Source organism: Streptomyces javensis (genome assembly GCF_039525925.1).
GTDB lineage: Bacteria > Actinomycetota > Actinomycetes > Streptomycetales > Streptomycetaceae > Streptomyces > Streptomyces asiaticus.
This window is the reverse complement of the sequence record NZ_BAAAIF010000088.1, coordinates 1-20,929: the sequence shown is the minus strand read 5'-3', so window position 1 is coordinate 20,929 and position 20,929 is coordinate 1. Positions and strand designations below refer to the sequence as shown.

Sequence of the window (20,929 nt, the reverse complement as noted above, 5' to 3'; positions counted from 1 at the left end):
ACAAGATCCAGGCTCGACCGGTGACCTCTCCTGGCGCCGCGGTCCATACTGCTGCGACACCGACCGCGACACCATCCAGGAATCCGGGCCAAGGGGGAGGTCTTGTGTCATACCCGCCGACCACCGGCAGAGCCGCACCGCCGCCCTCGCCCGCGGCCCCGCCGCGGACCGCGTGGGCCGAGGGGCTCGACCGGGCGCGGGCGGCGGCGACGACCGAGCCCGGTCGGCTGCGCGTCATCGGGGCGGTGCTGGCCGCGCTGGTGATCGCGTTCGGCGCGGTCACGGCCTGGCAGGTCTCCGACCGGCAGACCGCGGCGGACGCCGTGGCCGAGCGCAGCCAGCCGCTGAGCGCCGACGCGGCGCAGATCTACCGCTCCCTGGCCGACGCGGACACCACGGCCACCGGGGGCTTCCTGGCGGGCGGCCAGGAGCCTCCCCAGGTCCGGCAGCGGTTCGTGCGGGACATCGACACCGCGTCCAAGCTGCTGGTGCGGGCCGCGGCCAATACGGAGGGCTCGTCCTCCGCCCGCGACGAGATACAGAAGATCAATCAGCTGCTGCCGGTCTACACCGGTCTGATCGACTCCGCGCGGGCCAACAACCGCCAGGGGCTGCCGCTGGGCGGCGCGTATCTGCGCTATGCCAACGACACCATGCGCGACAAGCTGCTGCCCGCCGCGGGCAGGCTCTACCAGGCGGAGACCGCCCGCCTCGGGGAGGACTACGAGGACGCCGAGGCATGGCCGTGGGTGGCGATCGCCACCGGCCTGGTCGCCCTGGGCGCGCTGGGCTGGGCCCAGCGCCGCGAGTTCCTGCGGACCAACCGGGTGCTCAGCCACGGCCTGCTCACCGCCACGGCCGCCTCCACGGTGGTGATGCTGTGGCTGGTGGTCGGCCACGCGGTCGCCAGCACCCAGCTCAGCGACTCCAACGACCACGGGGCGAAGTCCCTCCAGGTGCTCAACGAGGCGCGGATCGACTCCCTGCGGGCCCGCGCCGACGAGAACCTGACCCTGGTGGCGCGGGGCGCGGTCGTCGTGGACGAGGACGGCGCCAACAAGGGCAAGGACGCCTACGAGGTCAGCTATGGCTCGCGGATGTCCGCGCTCGTGGGCAAGGCGTCCGGCGACCGCCCCTCGGACGGCAGCCTGCTGGACAAGGCGCGCGCCCTCGCCGACGACGACGAGGGCCGCGAGCCGGTGGAGAAGGCCGGCGGCCGGATCCACGAGTGGCAGGTGCGGCACAAGGCGGCCCGCGCCGCCGACGACGGGGGCGACTACAAGTCGGCGCTGACGAAGGTCATAGGCGCCGACAACAGCACCGGCGAGTCCTTCGACGCGGTGGACAGCCAGCTGGCCAAGGCCCTCGACCATGAGCAGCGGGAGTTCCAGCAGGCCGCCGACGGCGGGCGCGGCGCGTTCACCGCCATGGCGCTGGGCGCCGGGGTGCTGGCCGTGCTGGGAGCGGCGGGAGCGGTGCTGGGCATAGGCCGCAGGCTGTCGGAGTACCGATGAGGACGATGGGGGGCGGAAGCATGCGATCACTGCGATCGGCCGCCGCGGTGACGGTGTGCGCCCTGGGCGTGGCCACGGCCATCGCGGTCCCGGCGTTGATGGACGACGGCGGGGACGGCGACGGCAAGGGCGGTGCGCGGCAGCCGCATACGGTGCGGACCGGTGCGGAGGCCGCGTCGGCGGACAGCTGCCGCGATCCCGAGGCGAGCCTGCGCCCGTCCAGTGCGAGCGGCCCGGCCATCAAGCGGATCAAGAACCGTGAGGTCAACGGGCACAAGCTCAACAAGCTGATCGCCGGTGTCGATCAGAACAGCTACCGCTGGGGATACCGCGATCCGGCCACCGGCGACCTCACCGGCTTCGACATCGACCTGGTGCGCGCCATCGCCGATGACATCTTCGGCGATCCGGACGCGGTCATCTTCCGCACCATACCGACCAGTCAGCGCATCAAGGCCCTCCAGCAGGGCAAGGTCGACGTCGTGGTGCGCACCATGACCATCAACTGCGACCGGATCAAGGACGTGGCGTTCTCCACCGCGTACTTCCAGGCCGGGCAGCAGGTGCTGGTCCCCGACGACTCGTCCATCACCGGCTACAACAAGACTCTGCGCGGCAAGAAGGTGTGCACCGCGCAGGGTTCCACCGCCGAGGCCGAGCTGGACAAGCCGGACAGCGGGGCCGAGCATCTGGGCGCGATCAAGGTGAAGCCCGTCCCCAACCAGCTGGACTGCCTGGTCAGACTTCAGCTCGGCCAGGTGGACGCGGTGATCACCGACAACGCTCTGGCGGCCGGCCAGGCGGCCCAGGACCCCTCCGTCAAGCTGGTCGGCTCGCGATTCACCGATGAGTTCTACGGCGTGGCGATGAACAAGGACGACGATGACCTGGTACGCCGGGTCAACAAGGTTCTGGAGAACTACCGCCAGGGCGGGGCGGGCAGCCCCTGGATGCAGGCCTACCAGAAGTGGCTCGCCAAGGACTTCAGCACGGCGCAGGAGAACCCGACGCCGCCCGCCCCGGAATACAAGGACTAGCGCGGACAAGGACCAGCGCGGACAAGGACCAGCGCGCACGAGGACCGCGCGCACGAGCACGACGGACCCGGACACATCGGGTAAGAGCAAGGATCACGGACCGGCAAGGATTAGCACCCGCCCCACACGCGTAGGGATGACGCAGCAGACGGATCACATAACGGTTACGGACATGGAGAGGTGATCGATGGGGGTCCCGGGACCCTTCCCCAGTTTCGCGGGGGCACCCGACGGCCCGGTCATGGGCCGGGAGGAGGTGGACCGCGCACTGGCGAAGCTCGCCGCCGAACACGAGGCGATCGAGTCCTCGCTGCTCGCCCTCCAGGACCACGCGGGCAGAAGGCTCCTCGAGGGCGCCGAGCTCACGGGCGTCACCAAGAACCGCTGGTCCACCACCGAGCAGGCCATCTCTCTACTGTGGAGCTACTTCGACGCGTACACCGAGGCCCTCACTCGGGCCCGTGAGGTGCGCTCCCGTCACCGCTGGCCGACGCAGGACGAGTTGGCCGAGCTCACCGAGTTGCTGTGCGGCACCGCGATCACCCTGCCCAGCAGCGCCACCCTCGGCGGTTCCCCGCTGCTCAGCGAGGAGTTGGGTCTGGACCGGCTGGTCGACCGGATGAACCGCTGGTACGCGGAGGCCCTCGACGTCATCGTCAGCGCCGACGCCGTATGGTCCGCGCTGCCCGCCCGGATCGACATGCTCTCCGCCGAGCTGCACCGCACCCGTTCGCTGGCCCACTCGGTGGGGGTACGCCCCGGTGAGCACCCCTCGGGTGACGATCTGGAGCAGATCACCGCCGAGCTGACCACGCTGCGCGCCGAAGTGGTCTCCGATCCGCTGGCCTTCTGGAAGCCTGCCAGCGGCAGCTCCGCGCCCGGCGGCGGCAGCCCCGACACCGAGCGCTATGACCGCGCCGCCCGCGCCCTGGAGGATGTGCGCCGGGAGATCGAGGCGGTCCTGGATGTGCGGCAGGACGCCGAGCGGCGGCTGATGCGGCTGCGGGATGTGCTCTCCCGCGCCGATCGCACCCTGGCGGAGGCGCGCCAGGCTCGCGGTGAGGTGCTCGCCAAGATCGCGGCATCGGAGGTTCCGGCCGTCAGCGGCCCGCCGACCGCGCTGCACGAGCAGCTGGTCGCCGCCGCCGACTACCGCAGGCGCTCCCAGTGGCACCGGCTCTCGCCGCTGCTGGAGAGCCTGGAGCAGCGCGCCGACGACGAGCTGCTGCGGGCCCGCGAGTCGTTGACCGCGGTCACCGCGCCGCTCGCGGTCCGCGCCGAGCTGCGCGGCCGGCTCGACGCGTACAAGGCGAAGGTCGCCCGCCATGGCATGGCGGAGGATCCGTTCCTGGTGGAGCGGTATGACGTGGCCCGCCGGATGCTGTGGAGCGCCCCGTGCGATCTGCGGGCGGCCGAGCAGGCCGTGCTGCGCTACCAGCACGCGGCGGCCGAGGCCCTGGTGCCACGCCAGACGGGCCCGGCCGGGCAAGGCATCGAGGGAGGCACGGAATGAATGCGGCGGTCGTCGCCTGTCAGCGGCGTGACTGCGGCGGGTCCTACGAGGACGTGGGCGGAGGCGAGCTGTACTGCGATGTCTGCGGTATGGCCCCGGTCGTCTCACCGCAGGGGATGGTGGCCTCACCGCCCACCGGGATCACCGGCCGGCCCGGGCCGGGCGGGAGCTCCTCGTCCCGGAGCGCCCGGAGCGAGGGCTCGTCGGCGCGCAGCGGGGGTTCCTCGTCCTGGAGCGGGGGCTCGTCGGCGCGGAGCGGGGGTTCCTCGGCGACCGGCCGGGACTCCTCGTCCGGCGCCTCGGGCCGGTCGCGTTCGGCACGCTCCTCCTCGTCCCGACGCTCGGTGTCCGGGCGGCTGTCCCGCTCCATGTCCGGGCGGACCTCGTCCCGTTCGGTCTCGGTGCGCAGCTCCCGCTCCGCCACCTCGGCCTCCTCGGGGCGGAACGCCCTGGGCGCCGGTCTGGTCAGCGTCCCCGATGTGCCGCGCCCCGATCCCCGGACGGCGGTGCTGGCGGACCCCGAGGTCCCCGAGCGCAAGCGGTTCTGTAGCCGTGGGGACTGCGGCGCCCCGGTGGGCCGCGCCCGCGGCGAACGGCCGGGCCGCACGGAGGGGTTCTGCACCAAGTGCGGCCATCCGTACTCGTTCGTACCGAAGTTGAACCCCGGTGACATCGTCCACGGCCAGTACGAGGTCGCGGGCTGTCTCGCACACGGCGGGCTCGGCTGGATCTACCTGGCCATCGACCGCGCGGTGTCGGACCGCTGGGTGGTCCTCAAGGGCCTGCTGGACACGGGCGACGAGGAGGCGCTGGCGGCCGCCGTCTCCGAGCGCCGCTTCCTCGCCGAGATCGAGCACTCCAACATCGTCCGGATCTACAACTTCGTCGAGCACCTCGACCAGCGCACCGGCAGCCTCGACGGCTACATCGTCATGGAGTACGTGGGCGGCAAGTCCCTCAAGGACATCGCCAACGCCCGCCGCACCACCGAGGGCCGCCGCGATCCGCTGCCGGTGGAGCAGGCGTGCGCCTACGGCATCGAGGCGCTGGAGGCGCTCGGTCATCTGCACAGCCGCAATCTGCTCTACTGCGACTTCAAGGTCGACAACGCCATTCAGCAGCAGGACCAGCTCAAACTGATCGACATGGGCGCGGTCCGGCGGATGGACGACCACGACAGCCCCATCTACGGCACGGTCGGCTATCAGGCCCCCGAGATCTCCGAGTCCGGCCCGTCGATCGCCTCCGACCTCTATACGGTGGCGCGCACCCTGGCCGTGCTCACCTTCGACTTCCAGGGCTATACGAACGTCTACGTGGACAGCCTGCCGGACCCCGAGCACATCGAGGTCTTCCGGCGCTATGAATCCTTCTACCGGCTGCTGGTGCGGGCCACCGATCCCGACCCGGGGCGCCGCTTCGCCTCCGCACGGGAGATGGCCGACCAGCTGACCGGGGTGCTGCGGGAGGTCGTGGCGCTGCAAACCGGGCGGCCCCGGCCGGCCCTGTCCACGCTCTTCGGACCGGAACCGCGCGTCGTGGACACCGAGTTGTTCGCCGACGACGGAAAGGATCCGTCCCTGCTGGGCGCCCGGTCCGTCGGCCGGGGCACCACCGAGCCCCTCATCCCCGCGCAGCGCCCGCCGGGCCCGCTGGCCCTGCCGCTGCCCGCCGTCACCACGCTGGACGGACGGGCCACCGCCCTGGCGCTCCCGGTGCCGCTGGTGGACTCCGACGACCCCAACGCGGGGTTCCTCGCCGGTCTGCTGGCCGCCGACCCCGCCGAGGTGAGCGCCGCGCTGCGGACCGCGCCCGTGGACTCGGTCGAGCTGCGGTTGCGCCGGGTGCGCGCCCAGCTGGAGCTGGCCCAGGAGCATGACGCGGGCGTCGCGCTCACCGGTCTGGAGGCCGCGTACAGCGACGACTGGCGGATCGTCTGGTACCGGGGGCTGCACGCGCTGGCCACCGGCGACCGCGAGACGGCCGCGCTCTCCTTCGACGCGGTCTACGACGCGTTCCCCGGTGAGCCCGCGCCGAAGCTGGCGCTCGGCGTCTGCGCCGAGGTGCTGGGCCAGTTGGACAACGCGGCGGAGTACTACCGGCTGGTCTGGGCCTCCGACCCCAGCTTCGTGAGCGCCGCCTTCGGCCTCGCCCGGGTCCTGCTGTGCTCCGGGGACCGTCCGGGCGCGGTGCGCGCCCTGGAGTCGGTGCCGGAGTCCTCGATCCACTACACGGCGGCGCGGGTGGCCGCCGTACGGGCCCGGCTGCGCCAGCGCGCTCCGTACGACGCCCTGCTGAGCGATCTGGCGGCCTCGGCGGCCCAGGTCGAGCGGCTGGGCGAGTTCGGTCTGGACGCGGTGCGGCGGGAGCGGCTGCGTACGGAGGTCCTGGGCAGCGCCCTGGATTGGGTACTGTCCGGCAGCAGCGGGGCGCCCCCGGGACACAACCGGCCGCCTCTGCTCGGCAGCAGCCTGGACGAGCGCGGGCTGCGCTTCGGATTGGAGCGCTCGTACCGTGTACTCGCCAGACTCGCCCAGCGAGGCGAGGAGAGGATCGAACTGGTGGAGCGGGCCAACCGTTTCCGCCCCAGGACGTGGGTGTGATCGATGTCGCAGATGCCGCAGCCGCCCCAGCTGTCAGCCTGCCCGGCCTGTGATGAGCCGCCGCAGGCGGGGGACAGATACTGCGATCAGTGCGGTGCCGATCTGACGGTGGCGGCCGCGCTGGCGGCCGAGGCCGCGCTGTCGGCGGAGGCGATCGCCGGCCGACCGGAGGCGCGTGGCGACCTGCCGGGGGCACATGGCGACCTGCCGGAGGCGCACAGCAACCTGCCGGGGACACATGGCGACCTGTCGGCGCCGCCGCGGGTGAACGGGGCGGCGCCGGCCGCCCACCCGGGACCGGAGCCGGACGACTACGAGCTGGCCGCCCCGGCCTCCGGCGGGTACGGCCAGGTGGCCGACCCACGGGCCGCGGCGGCGCTCGGCGCGCCCGAGGCACCCGTCGAGTCCGGCATCCACCCGGAGACCAACGCGAGTACGCACACCAGCGCGGCGAGCAGCACGGGCAGCGGCACCGGCACCGGGGTGGACCCACGGCTGTCCGGCGGCGAGCACCGCCCCCGGTGCGCCGCGTGCCAGGAGGGCACCATCGACCAGGACGGATACTGCGAGCGCTGCGGACACGCCCAGGCACGCGACCGCGACCATATGGAGAGTGAGTTGGAGGGCGTCGCGGCGGCCAGCGACCGGGGGCTGCGCCACCACCGCAACGAGGACGCGTTCTCGGTGTCCACCGCCGCGCTGCCCGACGGCACACCGGTCATGGTCGCCGTGGTGTGCGACGGGGTCTCCTCGGCCACCCGCCCCGACGAGGCCTCGGCGGCCGCCGCCCACTCCGCGAATCAGGCGCTGCGGGCCTCGCTGCCCCGCGGCGCCCACCCCCAGCAGGCCATGAACGAGGCGATCATCGCCGCCGCCGACGCGGTCAACTCCCTGGCCCTGGACACCGGCGCGGCGGGTCCCCCGCACGAGGGGCAGCGCCATCAGAACGCACCGGCGTGCACCATCGTCAGCGCCGTCGTCACCAGCGAGATCCTCACCATCGGCTGGGTCGGGGACAGCCGCGCCTACTGGGTCCCCGACGACCGTACGACCCCGCCCGCGCGGCTCACCGAGGACGACTCCTGGGCGGCCCAGATGGTGGCCGCGGGGCTGATGTCGGAGGCGGAGGCGTACGCGGACGAGCGCGCCCACGCCATCACCGGCTGGCTCGGGGCGGACGCCTATGAGCTGGAGCCCCACACCGCCTCGTACAAGCCGGACCGGCCGGGCGTCGTGGTGGTGTGCACCGACGGGCTGTGGAACTACGCCGAGTCGGCGGAGCAGATGGCCCGCGCGGTGCCGCCGGACGCCCGCTCCCGGCCGCTGAACAGCGCGCAGGTCCTGGTCGGCCACGCCCTGGACGGCGGGGGCCACGACAACGTAACAGTGGCGGTCGTGCCGTTCCCCGCTGCCCCGGGCCGGGCAGGATCCGCCTGACGGTCGCCAAGGAGCGGATGACATGGCCCACTTCTCCACCCCCGATGCGCCGCGGTTCTCGGTCGAGGTCTACCAGAACGAGTACCTCCCCGAGGGAGGCCGCGAGGTGAACGCGATCATCACCGTCACCTCGGCCGGTGGCGGGGCCACGGCAGGGCCGCCGATACCCGCCCCCGCCCATGGCGGGTACGAGGACGCTCCGGGCGGGTACGACAGCGCGTCCGGCCGGAGCGGCGGCTCCCCCCGCGCGGCCGTGGTGATCATGGTCGACTGCTCCGGCTCCATGGACTATCCGCCGACGAAGATGCGCCACGCACGGGACGCGACCGCCGCCGCGATCGACACGGTCCGCGACGGCGTGGCCTTCTCCGTCGTGGCGGGCACCCACAAGGCGGTCGAGGTCTTCCCCGGCGACGGGCGGTTGGCCATCGCCGATCCGCTCAGCCGCGCCCAGGCCAAGGAGGCGCTGCGGAGCCTGAGTCCGGGCGGCGGCACCGCGATCGGCGCCTGGCTGCTCCAGGCCGACCTGCTGTTCGACTCCACCGACGCCGCGATACGGCACGGCATCCTGCTCACCGACGGGCGGAACGAGCACGAGGAGCCACAGCGGCTGCGGGCCGTGCTCGACGCCTGCGCGGGCCGCTTCACCTGCGACGCCCGCGGGGTGGGCACGGACTGGGAGGTCGAGGAGGTCACCGGGATCGCCGCCGCCCTGCTCGGAACGGCGGACATCGTGGCCGATCCCGCCGGGCTCGCCGCGGACTTCACGGGGATGATGGAGACGGCGATGGGCAAGGAGATCGCCGACGTCGGCCTCCGGCTGTGGACCCCCAAGGGCGCCGAGGTGGCGTATGTGAAACAGGTCGCACCGACGGTGGAGGATCTGACCGCCCGACGCGTCGAGGCCGGTCCGCGCGCGGGCGACTACCCCACCGGGTCATGGGGCGATGAGTCCCGCGACTACCACCTTTGTGTGAGGGTTCCGGCGGCCGAGGTCGGCCAGGAGATGCTGGCGGCCAGGATCTCCCTGGTCCAGCCGGTGCCCGACGGGGTCGGCAGCCCGCCAAGCCCCCTGGCGCAGGGGTTGGTGCGCGCGGTGTGGACCGATGATCTGGCCGTCTCCACCGCGATGAATCCGCAGGTGGCGCACTATACGGGCCAGGCCGAACTGGCACAGGCCATCAAACAGGGCATGAATGCCCGCAAGTCCGGCGATGCCGAACAAGCGACCGCGAAGCTGGGGCGTGCCGTACAACTGGCGGCCGCATCGGGGAACGAAGACACGGCGAAACTGCTTGCGAAGGTGGTGGACGTGCTCGATGTGGCGGCAGGTACTGTGCGACTGAAGGCGAAGGTCGCGGAGGCGGACGAGATGACACTCGAAACGCGCTCCACCAAGACAGTTCGCGTCAAGAAGTAGCACATAACCAGCACTCACGTAGCTCTTCTCGGCAGAAACGCCAAGAACGCCACAGAGGGGGATCCGACATGCCGACCTGTCCCAACGGCCACCAATCGGCGGCCGAAGACTGGTGCGAGGTGTGTGGCCACCGGATGTCGGGGACACCCATGCCCTCCGGCGCCGTCCCGCCGCCTCCGCCCATGCCGAACGGTCCCGGTGTTCCCGTGCCACCGGGTGGCTACGGGAGTCCGGGGCCGGGCGGCCCACCGCCGCCCGGCGGCGCGGGCGGCTACGGCTATCCGGCACAGCAGCAGGAGCTGTGCCCGCAGTGCCGTACGCCACGTGAGGCGCAGGCCCCGTTCTGTGAGGAGTGCCGCTTCAACTTCCAGACGCACACCCCGTCTCCGTACGGCCCGCCGCAGGGCGGTTACGCGCCGCCGCAGCAGCCGGGGCCGCCGCAGCCCGGGCCCGGGGGGCCGCAGGGCCCGCACCCGACGCAGGGCGGCGGTCAGCCCCCCGGCTTCGGCGGCGACAGCGACTGGACGCTTCCGCCGCCGCAGGGGGGCGCACCGCACCAGGGCACGCCCCCGCACGGCGCCCCGCAGCAGGGCGCCCCGGGCCACGGCGCGCCCCAGGCCCCGCAGTACGGCTACGGCTACCCCCAGGCCCCGGCACCCCCGGCCCAGCCGTACGGCAACGAGGGGTACGCCCCGCCGCCCCAGCAGCAGGGGCCGGGACACCAGCCGCCCCAGCAGCAGCACCCCGGCGCCCCGCAGCAGCACCCCGGCGGCGCCCAGTTCGGCCAGGGCGGGGCCCCGGTCCAGGCGCCCGGCAACTGGATAGCCGTCGTCGCCCCGGACCGTGAGTACTTCATGGCGATGATGAACCGCAGCGGCCCGGAGGCCGCCGGGCTGAACCTCCCGGCCTACTCCCCCGAGCAGCAGCTGCCGCTCAACGGCCACCAGATCACCATCGGCCGACGCCGCCACAGCACCGGTGAGGCGCCCGACATCGACCTCGGGCGGCCGCCCGAGGACCCGGGCGTCTCGCACCAGCACGCGCTCCTCGTCCAGCAGCCCGACGGCGTCTGGGCGGTCGTCGACCAGGACTCGACCAACGGGACCACGATCAACGGCGGCGAGGAGCCGATTCAGCCGTTCGTGCCGCACCCGCTCCAGGACGGCGACCGCGTCCACGTCGGCGCCTGGACGACGATCACGGTGCGCCGGGGCTGAGCCCCCGGAAGGGCTCAAGACGACCGGGAGGGCCCAGCGGCCAGCCGTAGGCGCCCTCCGGGTCGTCCAGCCAGGCCCATTGGCGCTCGCCCCGCACCGTCACTCCGTAGCGCTCCCGCCCCGGCCTGCCCTCGTGCTCCCACAGCGCGAGGGCCTCGACCGGCTCCAGATGGCCCGCGGCCACGTTCAGCAGGAAGCGGAAGGAGTCGTCCAGCAGCGGCCGGGACGGCAGCCCGTGGGTGGGCACCTGAGGCGGCGGGCCGCTGCCGCGCAGCGGGACGAAGTACGCGGGGACGGCCAGGAAGTGCCCCTCGGCATGGCGGGCGTCGGCGACCCTCAGCGCGATCAGCCCGGTCGCGAGCGGCGTCAGGATCAGCGCGTCCGGGCGGCACTGGCCGAGCCACGCGGACGGGATGGAGGCCACGGCGCAGGTGGCGATGATCCGGTCGTAGGGAGCGCGCAGCGGACAGCCGCGCGCCCCGTCGCCGGTGACGACCGCGGGGCGGAATCCGGCCGCGGCCAGATGGTTGCGAGCGGCCTCGGTGATCTCCGGGTCGAGATCGAGGGTGGTGACATGGGCGTCGCCGAGCCGATGGGCCAGCAGTGCGGCGTTGTAGCCGGTGCCCGCGCCGATCTCCAGCACCCGGTGCCCGTCCCGCACCCGGAGCGCCTGGAGCATCCGCGCCATCAGCGACGGCTGACTGCTGGAGGTGATCAGCTCACCGTCGCGCACCCGGGTGGCGAGCGGGGCGTCCGCGTAGGCGCCGGCCAGCCAGCGGGCCCGGCGCAGCGGGTGGGGGTCGTCGCGCCACAGCCGGGTGTAGCCGACCGTCCCGTGCGCCGTGCCCACCTCCCCTGCCCACCCTGTCCCGGCGTCCGGCGGTGCGGCCGCCGCGGGCGCGTCCCCCGCCTCGTAGTAGTAGGGCACGAAGAGATGGCGCGGCACCTCCTCGAAGGCCGCCCGCCAGGCGGGGTCGGTGAGTCCGCCGCCCGCCTCGATCTCCCGGACCAGTCCGGTCCGCAGCGCCGCGGCCTCATCGGCGTACCCATCGGTCCCATCGGCCCCATCGACCCCATCGATCCCATTGGCCTCCCGACCCGCAGGCTTCCGCCGCACCACACGCTCCGCGGCGTCCGGCGCACCGCGTGTGCTCCCGCCCGTGCTGCCCATGACTCCACTCTCCTGCGCCCGGCCCCCGGCCGCGACCCACGCCCCCTTTTCCAGACGGGGGCGTCTGAGAGCATGGAGGCGTGAAAGAGATTCCGCGAGGCACACTTCAGGAGCAGACCTTCTACGAGCAGGTCGGCGGCGAGCAGACCTTCCGGCGTCTGGTCCACCGCTTCTACCAGGGGGTCGCGGAGGACCCGCTGCTCCGGCCGATGTACCCCGAGGAGGACCTGGGACCGGCCGAGGAGCGACTCGCACTCTTCCTGATGCAGTACTGGGGCGGCCCCCGCACCTACAGCGACAACCGCGGCCACCCCAGGCTCCGCATGCGCCACGCCCCCTTCACCGTGAACCGCGCCGCCCATGACGCCTGGCTGCGCCATATGCGCGACGCGGTGGACGAGCTGGAGCTGGCCCCGGAGCTCGAGCGCCAGCTGTGGCACTACCTCACCTATGCCGCCGCCTCCATGGTCAACACCGAGGGCTGACCCGGCGGGCCGACCTGGAGGGCCGCCCCCGGCGGGCTGCCACGGGCGGGCCGCCACCGGCGGGCTCAGGCGGGCGTGACGGACAGCCCGGACAGACCGCCGGACCCGCCCGACGTACGCACCGCGATCGCACCGTACGGCGTGCGCAGCCGCAGCCAGCCGCCCGCGGCGAGCAGCGCCAGGGGCGCGGGCGCGGGCGCGGGCGCGGTGGTGGCCACGCCGCTGCCGTGGCCGGTGGCGGCCGGTGCCGCCGCCCGGACCGGTCGCAGGAAGCCCAGCGACTGCGCGGCGTGCACGGCGCGCAGCGGAAGCCCGGTGTCGCCGAGCGTGCGGGACCAGATCTCATGGCCGATGCGGTCGCGCTCGGCGCGCGTACGCCGCTCCTCGGGGAGCGCCGCGTCGCGGGCCCGGAACTCGGCGACGGCGGCGGCGACCGCCCCGCGCACCTCGTCCACGCCCGGCAGCCCGTCCACCCGGCGCCAGCCGCCGCGCGGCGGCAGCACCCCGGCCCATGGCGGGCCGGTGACGGCCTGCGGCACGGTGACCACCAGGCCCCGGTCACGGCCCTCGGAACCGTCGGCGGTCCGCGCGGCCCGCGCCGTGTCCAGCGCGTCCGCGAACTCACCCGCCGAGACGGTCGTGTCCAGGGCGCCCGCCCCGGCCGCCGCCCCGGCCGACATGTCCGACGTGTCCGGTGCGGCCTCGGTGCCGACGATCGCCTCGAGCCGCGCCGTACGGATCGCGAGGACCTCGAACGACGGCGGTCGGCCGAAGACGGCGAGCACACCGCCGCCCGCCTGGAGCCGCACCGCCGCCGCCCGGTCGTAGTGGATCAGCCGGGCCAGGAAGGCGGCGAGATCGGCCGCCTCCCCGGCGTCGGCGAAGTGGAGCTCCTGGCTGGGGGCCGTCATACCGAGACGGCCCCCTCCGCCCGCCCGGCGCCCTCGGCGGATCCGGCGGGCTTCGTGGACGCCGCGGACGCCTTCTTGGCGGCGCCCTTCTTCGCGGGGTCCGGCTCCAGGTACTCGGTCAGGAACTTCTCCTCTTCCGGGGTGACCCGGCGCGGGCGGCCCTGGTCGAGGTCGTAGGGCACGATGCGGGTGGCGGCACGCACATACAGCGCGTCCTCGTCCTTGATCTCATAGCGCAGGGTGAGATACGCGGCCCTGATCTCCGTCACCCAGGTCTCGATCGGCACCGGCCGGTGCCGGTGGACCAGGGGCTTCAGATAGTCGATCTCGTGCCGGGCCACGACCACACCGCCGGTGAACGCGTCACTCCCGTTCCCCGGCGCCAGCCGCCACATGAAGTCGACCCGGGCCTCCTCCAGATAGCGGAGGAAGGTCACGTTGTTGACATGGCCGAACGCGTCCATGTCGGACCAGCGCAGGGGACAGGGATAGATATGGCGTGCCATCCACTCAGTCCCGGGTCAGCTTCTTGTAGGTGGCGCGGTGCGGACGGGCCGCGTCCGGGCCGAGCCGCTCGACCTTGTTCTTCTCGTACGACTCGAAGTTGCCCTCGAACCAGAACCACTTGGAGTCGCCCTCGTACGCCAGGATGTGGGTGGCGACGCGGTCGAGGAACCAGCGGTCGTGGGAGACGACCACGGCGCAGCCGGGGAAGTCGAGCAGCGCGTTCTCCAGCGAGGAGAGCGTCTCCACGTCGAGGTCGTTGGTGGGCTCGTCGAGGAGCAGCAGATTGCCGCCCTGCTTGAGGGTGAGCGCGAGGTTGAGGCGGTTGCGCTCACCGCCCGAGAGCACCCCGGCCGGCTTCTGCTGGTCCGGGCCCTTGAAGCCGAAGGCGGAGACATAGGCGCGGGAGGGCATCTCGACCTGGCCGACGTTGATGTAGTCGAGCTCGTCGGAGACGACCGCCCACAGCGTCTTCTTGGGGTCGATGTTGGCGCGGCTCTGGTCGACGTAGGAGATCTTGACGGTCTCGCCGACCTTGATGTTGCCCGCGTCGGCGGTCTCCAGACCCTGGATCATCTTGAAGAGCGTGGTCTTACCGGCGCCGTTGGGGCCGATGACGCCGACGATGCCGTTCCGCGGCAGGGTGAAGGAGAGGTCGTCGATCAGGACCTTCTCGCCGAACGCCTTGGAGAGGTTCTCCACCTCGACCACGACATTGCCCAGGCGCGGGCCCGGCGGGATCTGGATCTCCTCGAAGTCCAGCTTCCGGGTCTTCTCGGCCTCGGCGGCCATCTCCTCGTAACGGGTCAGCCGGGCCCGGGACTTGGCCTGGCGGCCCTTGGCGTTGGAGCGGACCCAGTCCAGCTCCTCCTTGAGGCGCTTGGCCCGCTTGGCGTCCTTCTGGCCCTCGACCTTCAGCCGGGCCTGCTTCTTCTCCAGGTAGGTGGAGTAGTTGCCCTCGTAGCCGATGGCGCGGCCGCGGTCGAGCTCCAGGATCCACTCGGCGACGTTGTCCAGGAAGTACCGGTCGTGGGTGATGGCCACGACGGTGCCCGCGTACTTGGCGAGGTGCTGCTCCAGCCAGTTGACGGACTCGGCGTCGAGGTGGTTGGTGGGCTCGTCCAGCAGCAGCAGGTCGGGTGCCTCCAGCAGCAGCTTGCAGAGCGCGACACGGCGCTTCTCACCACCGGAGAGGGTGGTGACCGGCCAGTCGCCGGGCGGGCAGCCGAGGGCGTCCATGGCCTGCTCGAGCTGGGCGTCCAGGTCCCAGGCGTTGGCGTGGTCCAGGTCCTCCTGGAGCTTGCCCATCTCCTCCAGCAGCTCATCGCTGTAGTCGGTCGCCATCTGCTCGGCGATCTCGTTGAAGCGGTCCAGCTTGCCCTTGGTGACCGCCACGCCGTCCTGGACGTTCTCCAGCACGGTCTTGGACTCGTCCAGCGGGGGCTCCTGGAGCAGGATGCCGACGCTGTAGCCGGGTGAGAGGAAGGCGTCACCATTGGACGGCTGCTCCAGGCCGGCCATGATCTTCAGCACCGTCGACTTACCGGCGCCGTTGGGGCCCACGACACCGATTTTCGCGCCGGGCAGAAAGCTCAGCGTGACATCGTCGAGGATCACCTTGTCGCCGTGCGCCTTGCGCGTCTTGCGCATGGTGTAGATGAACTCAGCCAAGAGAAACCGTCCGGCAATCTGGTAGGTATCGAGGTGCGGCTCCGCCGCGGGGTCCGTATCCGTGGCGGCCCCCACCGCGTGAGGGCAGATACAGCCATCTTGCCGTACAGCCCGCCCGAGGCGGAAACCCGTTTGGTCCGGCGTGCGGCATGGGTCCGGCATTCGCCGTCCCCCGGGGACACGTTCGCCGTCCCCCGGTGACACGAAGGGCCGGAGCCTCCGTGAGGCTCCGGCCCTCCATCACCGCGTTCTTCGATGATCACCACATCCGGTGACCGTCGCTTCACTCAGCGATCACTGCCCCGGCGTCGCCGCCCCGGCGTTCAGCCCTGGCGTCGCCGCCCCGGCATTCACTCGCCGACGGTCGCCTTCTTCTTGCGGACGAAGAAGATCGCGCCGCCGCCGACCACGACCAGCGCCACGGCGATGCCCGCGATCATCGGGGTGTTGCTGCTGCTACCGGTCTCGGCGAGGTCGCCACCGGAGGTGTCACCACCGGTGCTGCCACCGGCCGACGCGGGGCTCGGCTGCGAGGAGGGGGTGTCGCTGCTGCCGCCGCTGCTGGAGGTCTTGCAGTCGAGAACGCCGGAGAAGGTCTTCTCGAAGCCGTTCGGACCGGAGATGGTGAACTTGTAGCTCTGGTCCTCCTTCACCGGGGCGGTGACGGTCTTCGACTGACCCGCCTCGACGGTGTACTTCTGGCCCAGCAGCTCGAAGGTGAACGCCTCGTCGCCCTTGTTGCTGGCGGTGATGTCCACGCCGCCCTTGGCGCAGTCCTTCTCGGCGGAGACCGCCGGGATCGCGCCCTTCTTCGCCCAGTTCGCGGTGGCGGTGGCGGAGACGGTGCTCTCGCTGGAGCCGGCCAGGATCTGGGTCTGGCTCTTGGTGGCGCTGGCGAACGCGCGGCCCACCGGAACCTTGGTGGCGGCCTGGGCGGTCAGCGTGGCGGAGCCGTCCGCCGCGCCCTCCGGGACGTCGAAGTACACCTCGCCGCCGTCGGCGGCGCTGGTGATGGTCTTGCCGCTCTTGTCGACGAGCTTGACGCCGCCCGCGGACCCGGCGCCCGGGGTCAGGGTGACGCTGTCGGCGTTGGTGTGGACCTTGACCGGGCCGAGGCGCTCACCGGCCTTGCCGGAGACGGCCGGCGGGTCCAGGCTCAGCGACGCCTTGGGCTCCTGGAGGTTCTGCGCGCTCTTCTCCAGGTAGTCGGCCAGCTTCTCGGCCTGCGGGTCGGCCGCGTCCACCTTCGCGTTGTCGGAGAAGCGCCAGATGGCGACCTGCGTTCCCGCGGCGGCGGTCTTCTCGGTGAGGGGGCCGGTGCCCGCCGTCTTCGCCAGCGCGCCGAGGTCGTTCACCTGCGGGTAGGAGTTCTGAAGAACCCAGTTGATCTTGCCCGCGTTGGGGTTGTTCGCCAGGGACGTCTCGCCCCAGGACTTCTCCTCGTACTTCGCCTTGCTCTGCGTCGGGTTGTGCAGATCAATGCAGTACGTCTGGATGGAACCGCCATTGTCGACCGACATCTCGAAGAGACCGGCGCCGACCTGCTGGTCCTTGCCGTTGTCGTGAATGATGGCCTTGTCGAACGTCTTGAGACCGCCCAGCGTGGCGGTCGCGCCGCCCTGGCTCGGGGGCGCGTCATCGGCGGCGGCGGTGCCGGCGGTGACTATCGCGCCCGCCGCGACCAGACCGGACGCCAGAACGGCGGCCGCAAGGCGGGCAGCGCCCCGCCTCCTTACAGAAATCATGGTTTCCCCTCCGGGCGAGCGCCAGTCAGTTGGTGCGCCTCGCCAGCGAACTCAAAACTCAGGAACCCCCGTTGGGCACGCAGGGATACTAGGGAGAAAGGAACCGATCGTTCCCCGGGAATACCTAGACCCAACCGATCCGAATCGGAATCGTTACCTAATCGCCAGATCCCGTATGACCTGGGATTATCGACAAATCCCCCGTGATCGCGGCCACTCACGGGGAAGTTGCCCCAGTCGGTGTGTTTAGAAGCGGTTTGGCCTGTGAAACCCGGCGAAATGCGGATGTACCCCGCGTGAGGTCGTGTCCGACCGCCACCGCGTCGATCTCCGCGGTGACCCAGCGCCTGGGCTGATGCGCCCCGCCGCCGGAATCCCCACCCGGGGCCGGAGGCACGGCCGCGCCTCCCCATCCCCCTTCCCCTTCTCCCTGAAGCCGGTCTCCTTGAAGCGGCCGGTCTCCCTGAAGCGACCGCTCCCTCTCCCGCTCTCGCTCCCGGTCCCATTCGCGCTCTCGCACCCGCAACGTCCCATGGACGACGAGGGGTTCACCGAGCGATACCGACCCGGCGACATTCGCGGCCAGCGACCGCCACGTCCAGACCGTGTAGAAACTCGTGTACGCGTCCGCCCACGCGTCCCGCCCCCGGTCCCAGCGGCGCACCGTCGCCGCCAGCCGGAACCGGGCCACCGCGACACCCGCCGCCGTCTCCCAGAAGTCCGGCCGCGTCGCGGCATTCCCCACCACGGTCACCCAGCTCTCGTTCACCGGCTACGCCTCCCCCATCACTTCGCGGCTCTGCCGTGCCGCTCGTGAACCATGCTGCCCGGCATCACAAAACCCCGCCGGGGCCTGTGCACGACCCCGGGATTGTGGACAACTCGGCCACCCGGACGAGTGACCGCCGGTCACGCCCCGCCCCTCAGACCCCCGTCGTCATGTCCCGGCCCTCAGTCCCCACCCGACCCGCCGGGCGAGCCGTCACGCCCCGCCCGCCGCGGCCACGTACTGCGCCCGTACCTCCCCGTACCGCGCCAGTTCCGCCTCCACCGGCTCCAGCACCCGTCTGCGCCCACACTCGGCCGCCGCCTCCCGCAGGCGGCCCTCCACCGACCGGCCGTGGCGCCGTGCGGGCCCTCGCGCGGCCGCCCGGGAGCCCCAGGCCAGCGCCGGGCCGACCGCCGCGCCGCCCAGCACCAGCAGCGTGGGCATCCACCACCCCGGCCCGCCGAACGCCCCGGCCACGGCCCCCAACAGCCACAGCACCCCGATCACCTGCGCCAGCGACACGGTCACCTGAGCCGCCGCCACCATCGACCACCACATGGGCCGGACCGGCCGCCGGTGCGCCGTCTCGGCCGCCACCGCCTCGTCGACCGCCTCCGCCAGCCCCCTGCCGCCCCACCCCGCCGCCTCCCGGACGGCCTGGGCCCATGGACCGGGCAGCCCGACCGTCGCCTCGTCCCCGAGCGTGCGTACCGCCTCCTCCACCGCCGGGCGCGCCGTGACCGCCTCCACCGCCACCGTGCGCGCCCGCGCGCCCGGGATCTCCGTCCACTCCCCGGCCCCGGACGCTCGCGAACCCCGAGAGCCGCCGCCCCGAGAGCCGCCGCCCCGAGAGCTCCCAGAGGCGTGGCCCCTCCTCCCCCGCAGCCGCCCCCAGGGCGTTCCGCACGCCCACTCCGCGTCCCCCAGCCAGGTGCGCTCGGCCGCCTTTCCGGCCGCGCCCGCGCCCGCCGCCTCGGCCAGCCGGTCCTCGAACTCCGCCCGCGCCCGCTCGGTGAGTCCGACCGGCCCGCTGTCCGCCACATACTGCGGCCGCAGCCGCGCCATCGTGCCGGCCACGTCCGCCGACAGCCGGCGCTCGGCCGCCCCGCACTCGGCCGTGAGCCGCGCGAGCATCTCCCGCAGCTCCCCGACGCCCTCGCCGGTCAGCGCGGACAGCGCGAGCACGGCCGCCCCCGGCTCCCCGTGCTCCCCAAGGGCGAGCCCGTCCTCGTCCAGCAGCCGCCGCAGATCGTCCAGCACCTGGTCCGCGGCCTCGCCCGGGAGCCGGTCCACCTGGTTGAGCACGACGAACGTCACCTCGGCGTATCCGGCGAGTGGCCGCAGATAGCGCTCATGGAGGACCGCGTCCGCGTACTTCTCGGGGTCCACCACCCACACCACCGCGTCCACGAGACCCAGCAGCCGGTCCACCCGCTCGCGGTGGCCCGGGGCGGCCGAGTCGTGGTCGGGCAGGTCGAGCAGGACCAGGCCGCGCAGCGCGGGGTCGTACGGATAGCCCGGGTTGCGCCGGTCCACCGCCGGGATGCCGAGGCGGTCCAGCAGGCCGTCGGCGTGGTCGGTCCACGCGCAGGCGAGGGGCGTGGCGGTGGTCGGACGGCGGACGCCGGTCTCGGAGAGGGGGGCTCCGGCGAGTGCGTTGAACAGTGTCGACTTACCGCTTCCGGTGGCCCCGGCGACGGCGACCACGGTGTGCCCGTAAGGATGCCGTCCCCGCGCGTCCGCCTCGTCGAGCACCCGCGCGGCCCCGGCGAGCGTGCGCCCCTCGAGCCGGGACCGGGACAGCCCGACGAGCTGGCGCAGGGCCTCCAGGCGGGGCCGCAGGGTGCCCGTGGCGAAGCTGCGGACACCGGCCTGGTAGACGGCGTACGGGGGGCCGCCGAAGGACCGCCGGCCGGTCTCCTCCCCCGGGAAGTAGTCCGTCACGGCGCCGGGGACGTCCGGTGCGCCCTCCTCCGCCGCCTCCTGGTCCACCGCACGGGCCGGGCGGCCCGCGGCACGTCCGGCGGCCCGGCGGTGCGCGCGCCGGGCGATCAGGCCGTCGTCCCAGGTGTGGCGGTCCCCCGCCGCCCGGTCTCCCCCGCCGCCCCTGCCGCCTTCGTTGCCGCCGTTGCCCTCCGTGGCCGTCACCTGCGGGTCACCTCTCCTTCTGCAATACGGACAGCGCCGCGATCAGCTCGACCTGGTGCTCCGGGGACATGTCCAGGGCGTCCAGAGGGGCGAGGCTGCGGTCGCGCTCCGCCCGCATGACGCGGGTGACACAGCCGTCGAGCAGCCGTCCGCCGCGGTCACCCAGGCGCAGTGCCGCATGCGCGCCCAGGGTCTCGGCGAGCTTTTCGCCCGCCTTACGGGCGCGGCGTCCGCCCAGGAGGGACGCGGCGAGCAGGGCGGCGATCTCCTCGGGCACGCAGTTGCCCCCGCATTCGGCGATCCGGGCCCGGGCCTCCTCCTCGGCCAGCTCCTCGGCGCAGCGCCGCCAGTGCCGTACGGCCACGCCGATCCGCTCGGCGGCGCCCCGCGCGTCGCTCGGGGCGAGCCCGGCCCGTGCGGCCGGGTCCTGCCTCCCGGCCTCCGCGACCCGTTCGTCGGCCGTGGCGGCCGCGCTGCGCAGCAGGGTGGCCAGGGAGTCGGTGAGAGCCGTAAGGAGCTCATCGGGGCCGCTGGCGTGCGGCAGCCCGTACCAGTGGGTGAGCGCACCGCCCGCGAGCGCCGCGCCCTGCGCGATCTCGCGCCGCACCCGCTCCCCGGCGTCCCCGTACGCGCCCTCGACCCGCTGGATCAGCCCCACCGCGGCCGCGTGCTGCGCCGCCGCGGCCCCGGCGAGCGCGGGCATGCGGGCGCGCAGCGAGGCGAGCGTCCCGGCGCTCGTGCAGCGAGTCGGCGAGGCCGCTCACCCGGCCGGAGACGGCCTTGG

General features: G+C 72.9%; 16 protein-coding genes. 8 read left to right on the top strand and 8 right to left on the bottom strand.

Annotated elements, in window-relative coordinates; translation table 11 throughout:
- Positions 1 to 104 precede the first annotated feature (104 nt).
- The 7 genes from ABD329_RS42480 to ABD329_RS42450 all read left to right on the top strand — a co-directional run bounded on the left by ABD329_RS42480 (position 105) and on the right by ABD329_RS42450 (position 10,741).
- The gene (locus ABD329_RS42480; protein ID WP_198278739.1) at positions 105 to 1,514 is read left to right on the top strand and encodes a hypothetical protein; all 1,410 of its coding nucleotides are present in this window, start codon (positions 105 to 107) and stop codon (positions 1,512 to 1,514) included.
- Positions 1,511 to 2,551 (top strand): glutamate ABC transporter substrate-binding protein, encoded by a 1,041-nt coding sequence (locus tag ABD329_RS42475; protein WP_198278738.1) that lies wholly within the window; start codon positions 1,511 to 1,513, stop codon positions 2,549 to 2,551. Before ABD329_RS42480 ends, ABD329_RS42475 begins: the two co-directional genes overlap by 4 nt.
- A gap of 187 nt (positions 2,552 to 2,738) precedes the next feature.
- Complete coding sequence (locus tag ABD329_RS42470) at positions 2,739 to 4,064, top strand: coiled-coil domain-containing protein (protein ID WP_198278737.1); 1,326 nt, start codon at positions 2,739 to 2,741, stop codon at positions 4,062 to 4,064.
- The gene (locus ABD329_RS42465) at positions 4,061 to 6,667 is read left to right on the top strand and encodes a serine/threonine-protein kinase (protein WP_198278736.1); all 2,607 of its coding nucleotides are present in this window, start codon (positions 4,061 to 4,063) and stop codon (positions 6,665 to 6,667) included. Before ABD329_RS42470 ends, ABD329_RS42465 begins: the two co-directional genes overlap by 4 nt.
- A 3-nt stretch (positions 6,668 to 6,670) precedes the next feature.
- The gene (locus ABD329_RS42460) at positions 6,671 to 8,104 is read left to right on the top strand and encodes a PP2C family protein-serine/threonine phosphatase (RefSeq protein ID WP_198278735.1); all 1,434 of its coding nucleotides are present in this window, start codon (positions 6,671 to 6,673) and stop codon (positions 8,102 to 8,104) included.
- A gap of 22 nt (positions 8,105 to 8,126) precedes the next feature.
- Positions 8,127 to 9,524 (top strand): vWA domain-containing protein, encoded by a 1,398-nt coding sequence (locus ABD329_RS42455; RefSeq protein WP_198278734.1) that lies wholly within the window; start codon positions 8,127 to 8,129, stop codon positions 9,522 to 9,524.
- 68 nt (positions 9,525 to 9,592) lie between these two features.
- The gene (locus ABD329_RS42450) at positions 9,593 to 10,741 is read left to right on the top strand and encodes an FHA domain-containing protein (protein ID WP_344317861.1); all 1,149 of its coding nucleotides are present in this window, start codon (positions 9,593 to 9,595) and stop codon (positions 10,739 to 10,741) included.
- Here ABD329_RS42450 and ABD329_RS42445 read toward each other — a convergent pair.
- Complete coding sequence (locus ABD329_RS42445; RefSeq protein ID WP_344317860.1) at positions 10,722 to 11,912, bottom strand: methyltransferase domain-containing protein; 1,191 nt, start codon at positions 11,910 to 11,912, stop codon at positions 10,722 to 10,724. The two genes, ABD329_RS42450 and ABD329_RS42445, sit on opposite strands and share 20 nt — an antisense overlap.
- Before the next feature lie 80 nt (positions 11,913 to 11,992).
- On the opposite strand from ABD329_RS42445, the gene ABD329_RS42440 reads away from it, so the two are divergent.
- A complete protein-coding gene (locus ABD329_RS42440; RefSeq protein ID WP_198280948.1) occupies positions 11,993 to 12,397 on the top strand; it encodes a globin in 405 nt (134 codons plus the stop codon).
- A 65-nt stretch (positions 12,398 to 12,462) separates the two neighbouring features.
- Here ABD329_RS42440 and ABD329_RS42435 read toward each other — a convergent pair whose 3' ends face one another.
- The 7 genes from ABD329_RS42435 to ABD329_RS42405 form a co-directional block, all read right to left on the bottom strand.
- Entirely contained in the window at positions 12,463 to 13,308 is an 846-nt protein-coding gene (locus ABD329_RS42435) for a DUF8185 domain-containing protein (RefSeq protein WP_344317858.1), read from the bottom strand.
- On the bottom strand, positions 13,305 to 13,814 hold the full coding sequence (locus tag ABD329_RS42430; RefSeq protein ID WP_198280946.1) for an acyl-CoA thioesterase: 510 nt from the start codon (positions 13,812 to 13,814) through the stop codon (positions 13,305 to 13,307). The genes ABD329_RS42435 and ABD329_RS42430 overlap by 4 nt, the downstream gene beginning before the upstream one ends.
- 4 nt (positions 13,815 to 13,818) lie before the next feature.
- A complete protein-coding gene (ettA, locus tag ABD329_RS42425; RefSeq protein WP_198280945.1) occupies positions 13,819 to 15,483 on the bottom strand; it encodes an energy-dependent translational throttle protein EttA in 1,665 nt (554 codons plus the stop codon).
- A 350-nt stretch (positions 15,484 to 15,833) separates the two neighbouring features.
- Positions 15,834 to 17,228, bottom strand: a complete 1,395-nt coding sequence (locus ABD329_RS42420; RefSeq protein ID WP_198280944.1) for a Cys-Gln thioester bond-forming surface protein — start codon at positions 17,226 to 17,228, stop codon at positions 15,834 to 15,836.
- A gap of 217 nt (positions 17,229 to 17,445) precedes the next feature.
- Positions 17,446 to 17,973: a single-stranded DNA-binding protein gene (locus tag ABD329_RS42415; RefSeq protein ID WP_344317863.1), complete on the bottom strand. Its 528-nt coding sequence runs from the start codon at positions 17,971 to 17,973 to the stop codon at positions 17,446 to 17,448.
- A gap of 237 nt (positions 17,974 to 18,210) precedes the next feature.
- A complete protein-coding gene (locus ABD329_RS42410; protein WP_344317856.1) occupies positions 18,211 to 20,145 on the bottom strand; it encodes a GTPase in 1,935 nt (644 codons plus the stop codon).
- Between the two features lie 7 nt (positions 20,146 to 20,152).
- Positions 20,153 to 20,848 (bottom strand): hypothetical protein, encoded by a 696-nt coding sequence (locus ABD329_RS42405; RefSeq protein ID WP_344317855.1) that lies wholly within the window; start codon positions 20,846 to 20,848, stop codon positions 20,153 to 20,155.
- Between the last annotated feature and the right edge of the window lie 81 nt (positions 20,849 to 20,929).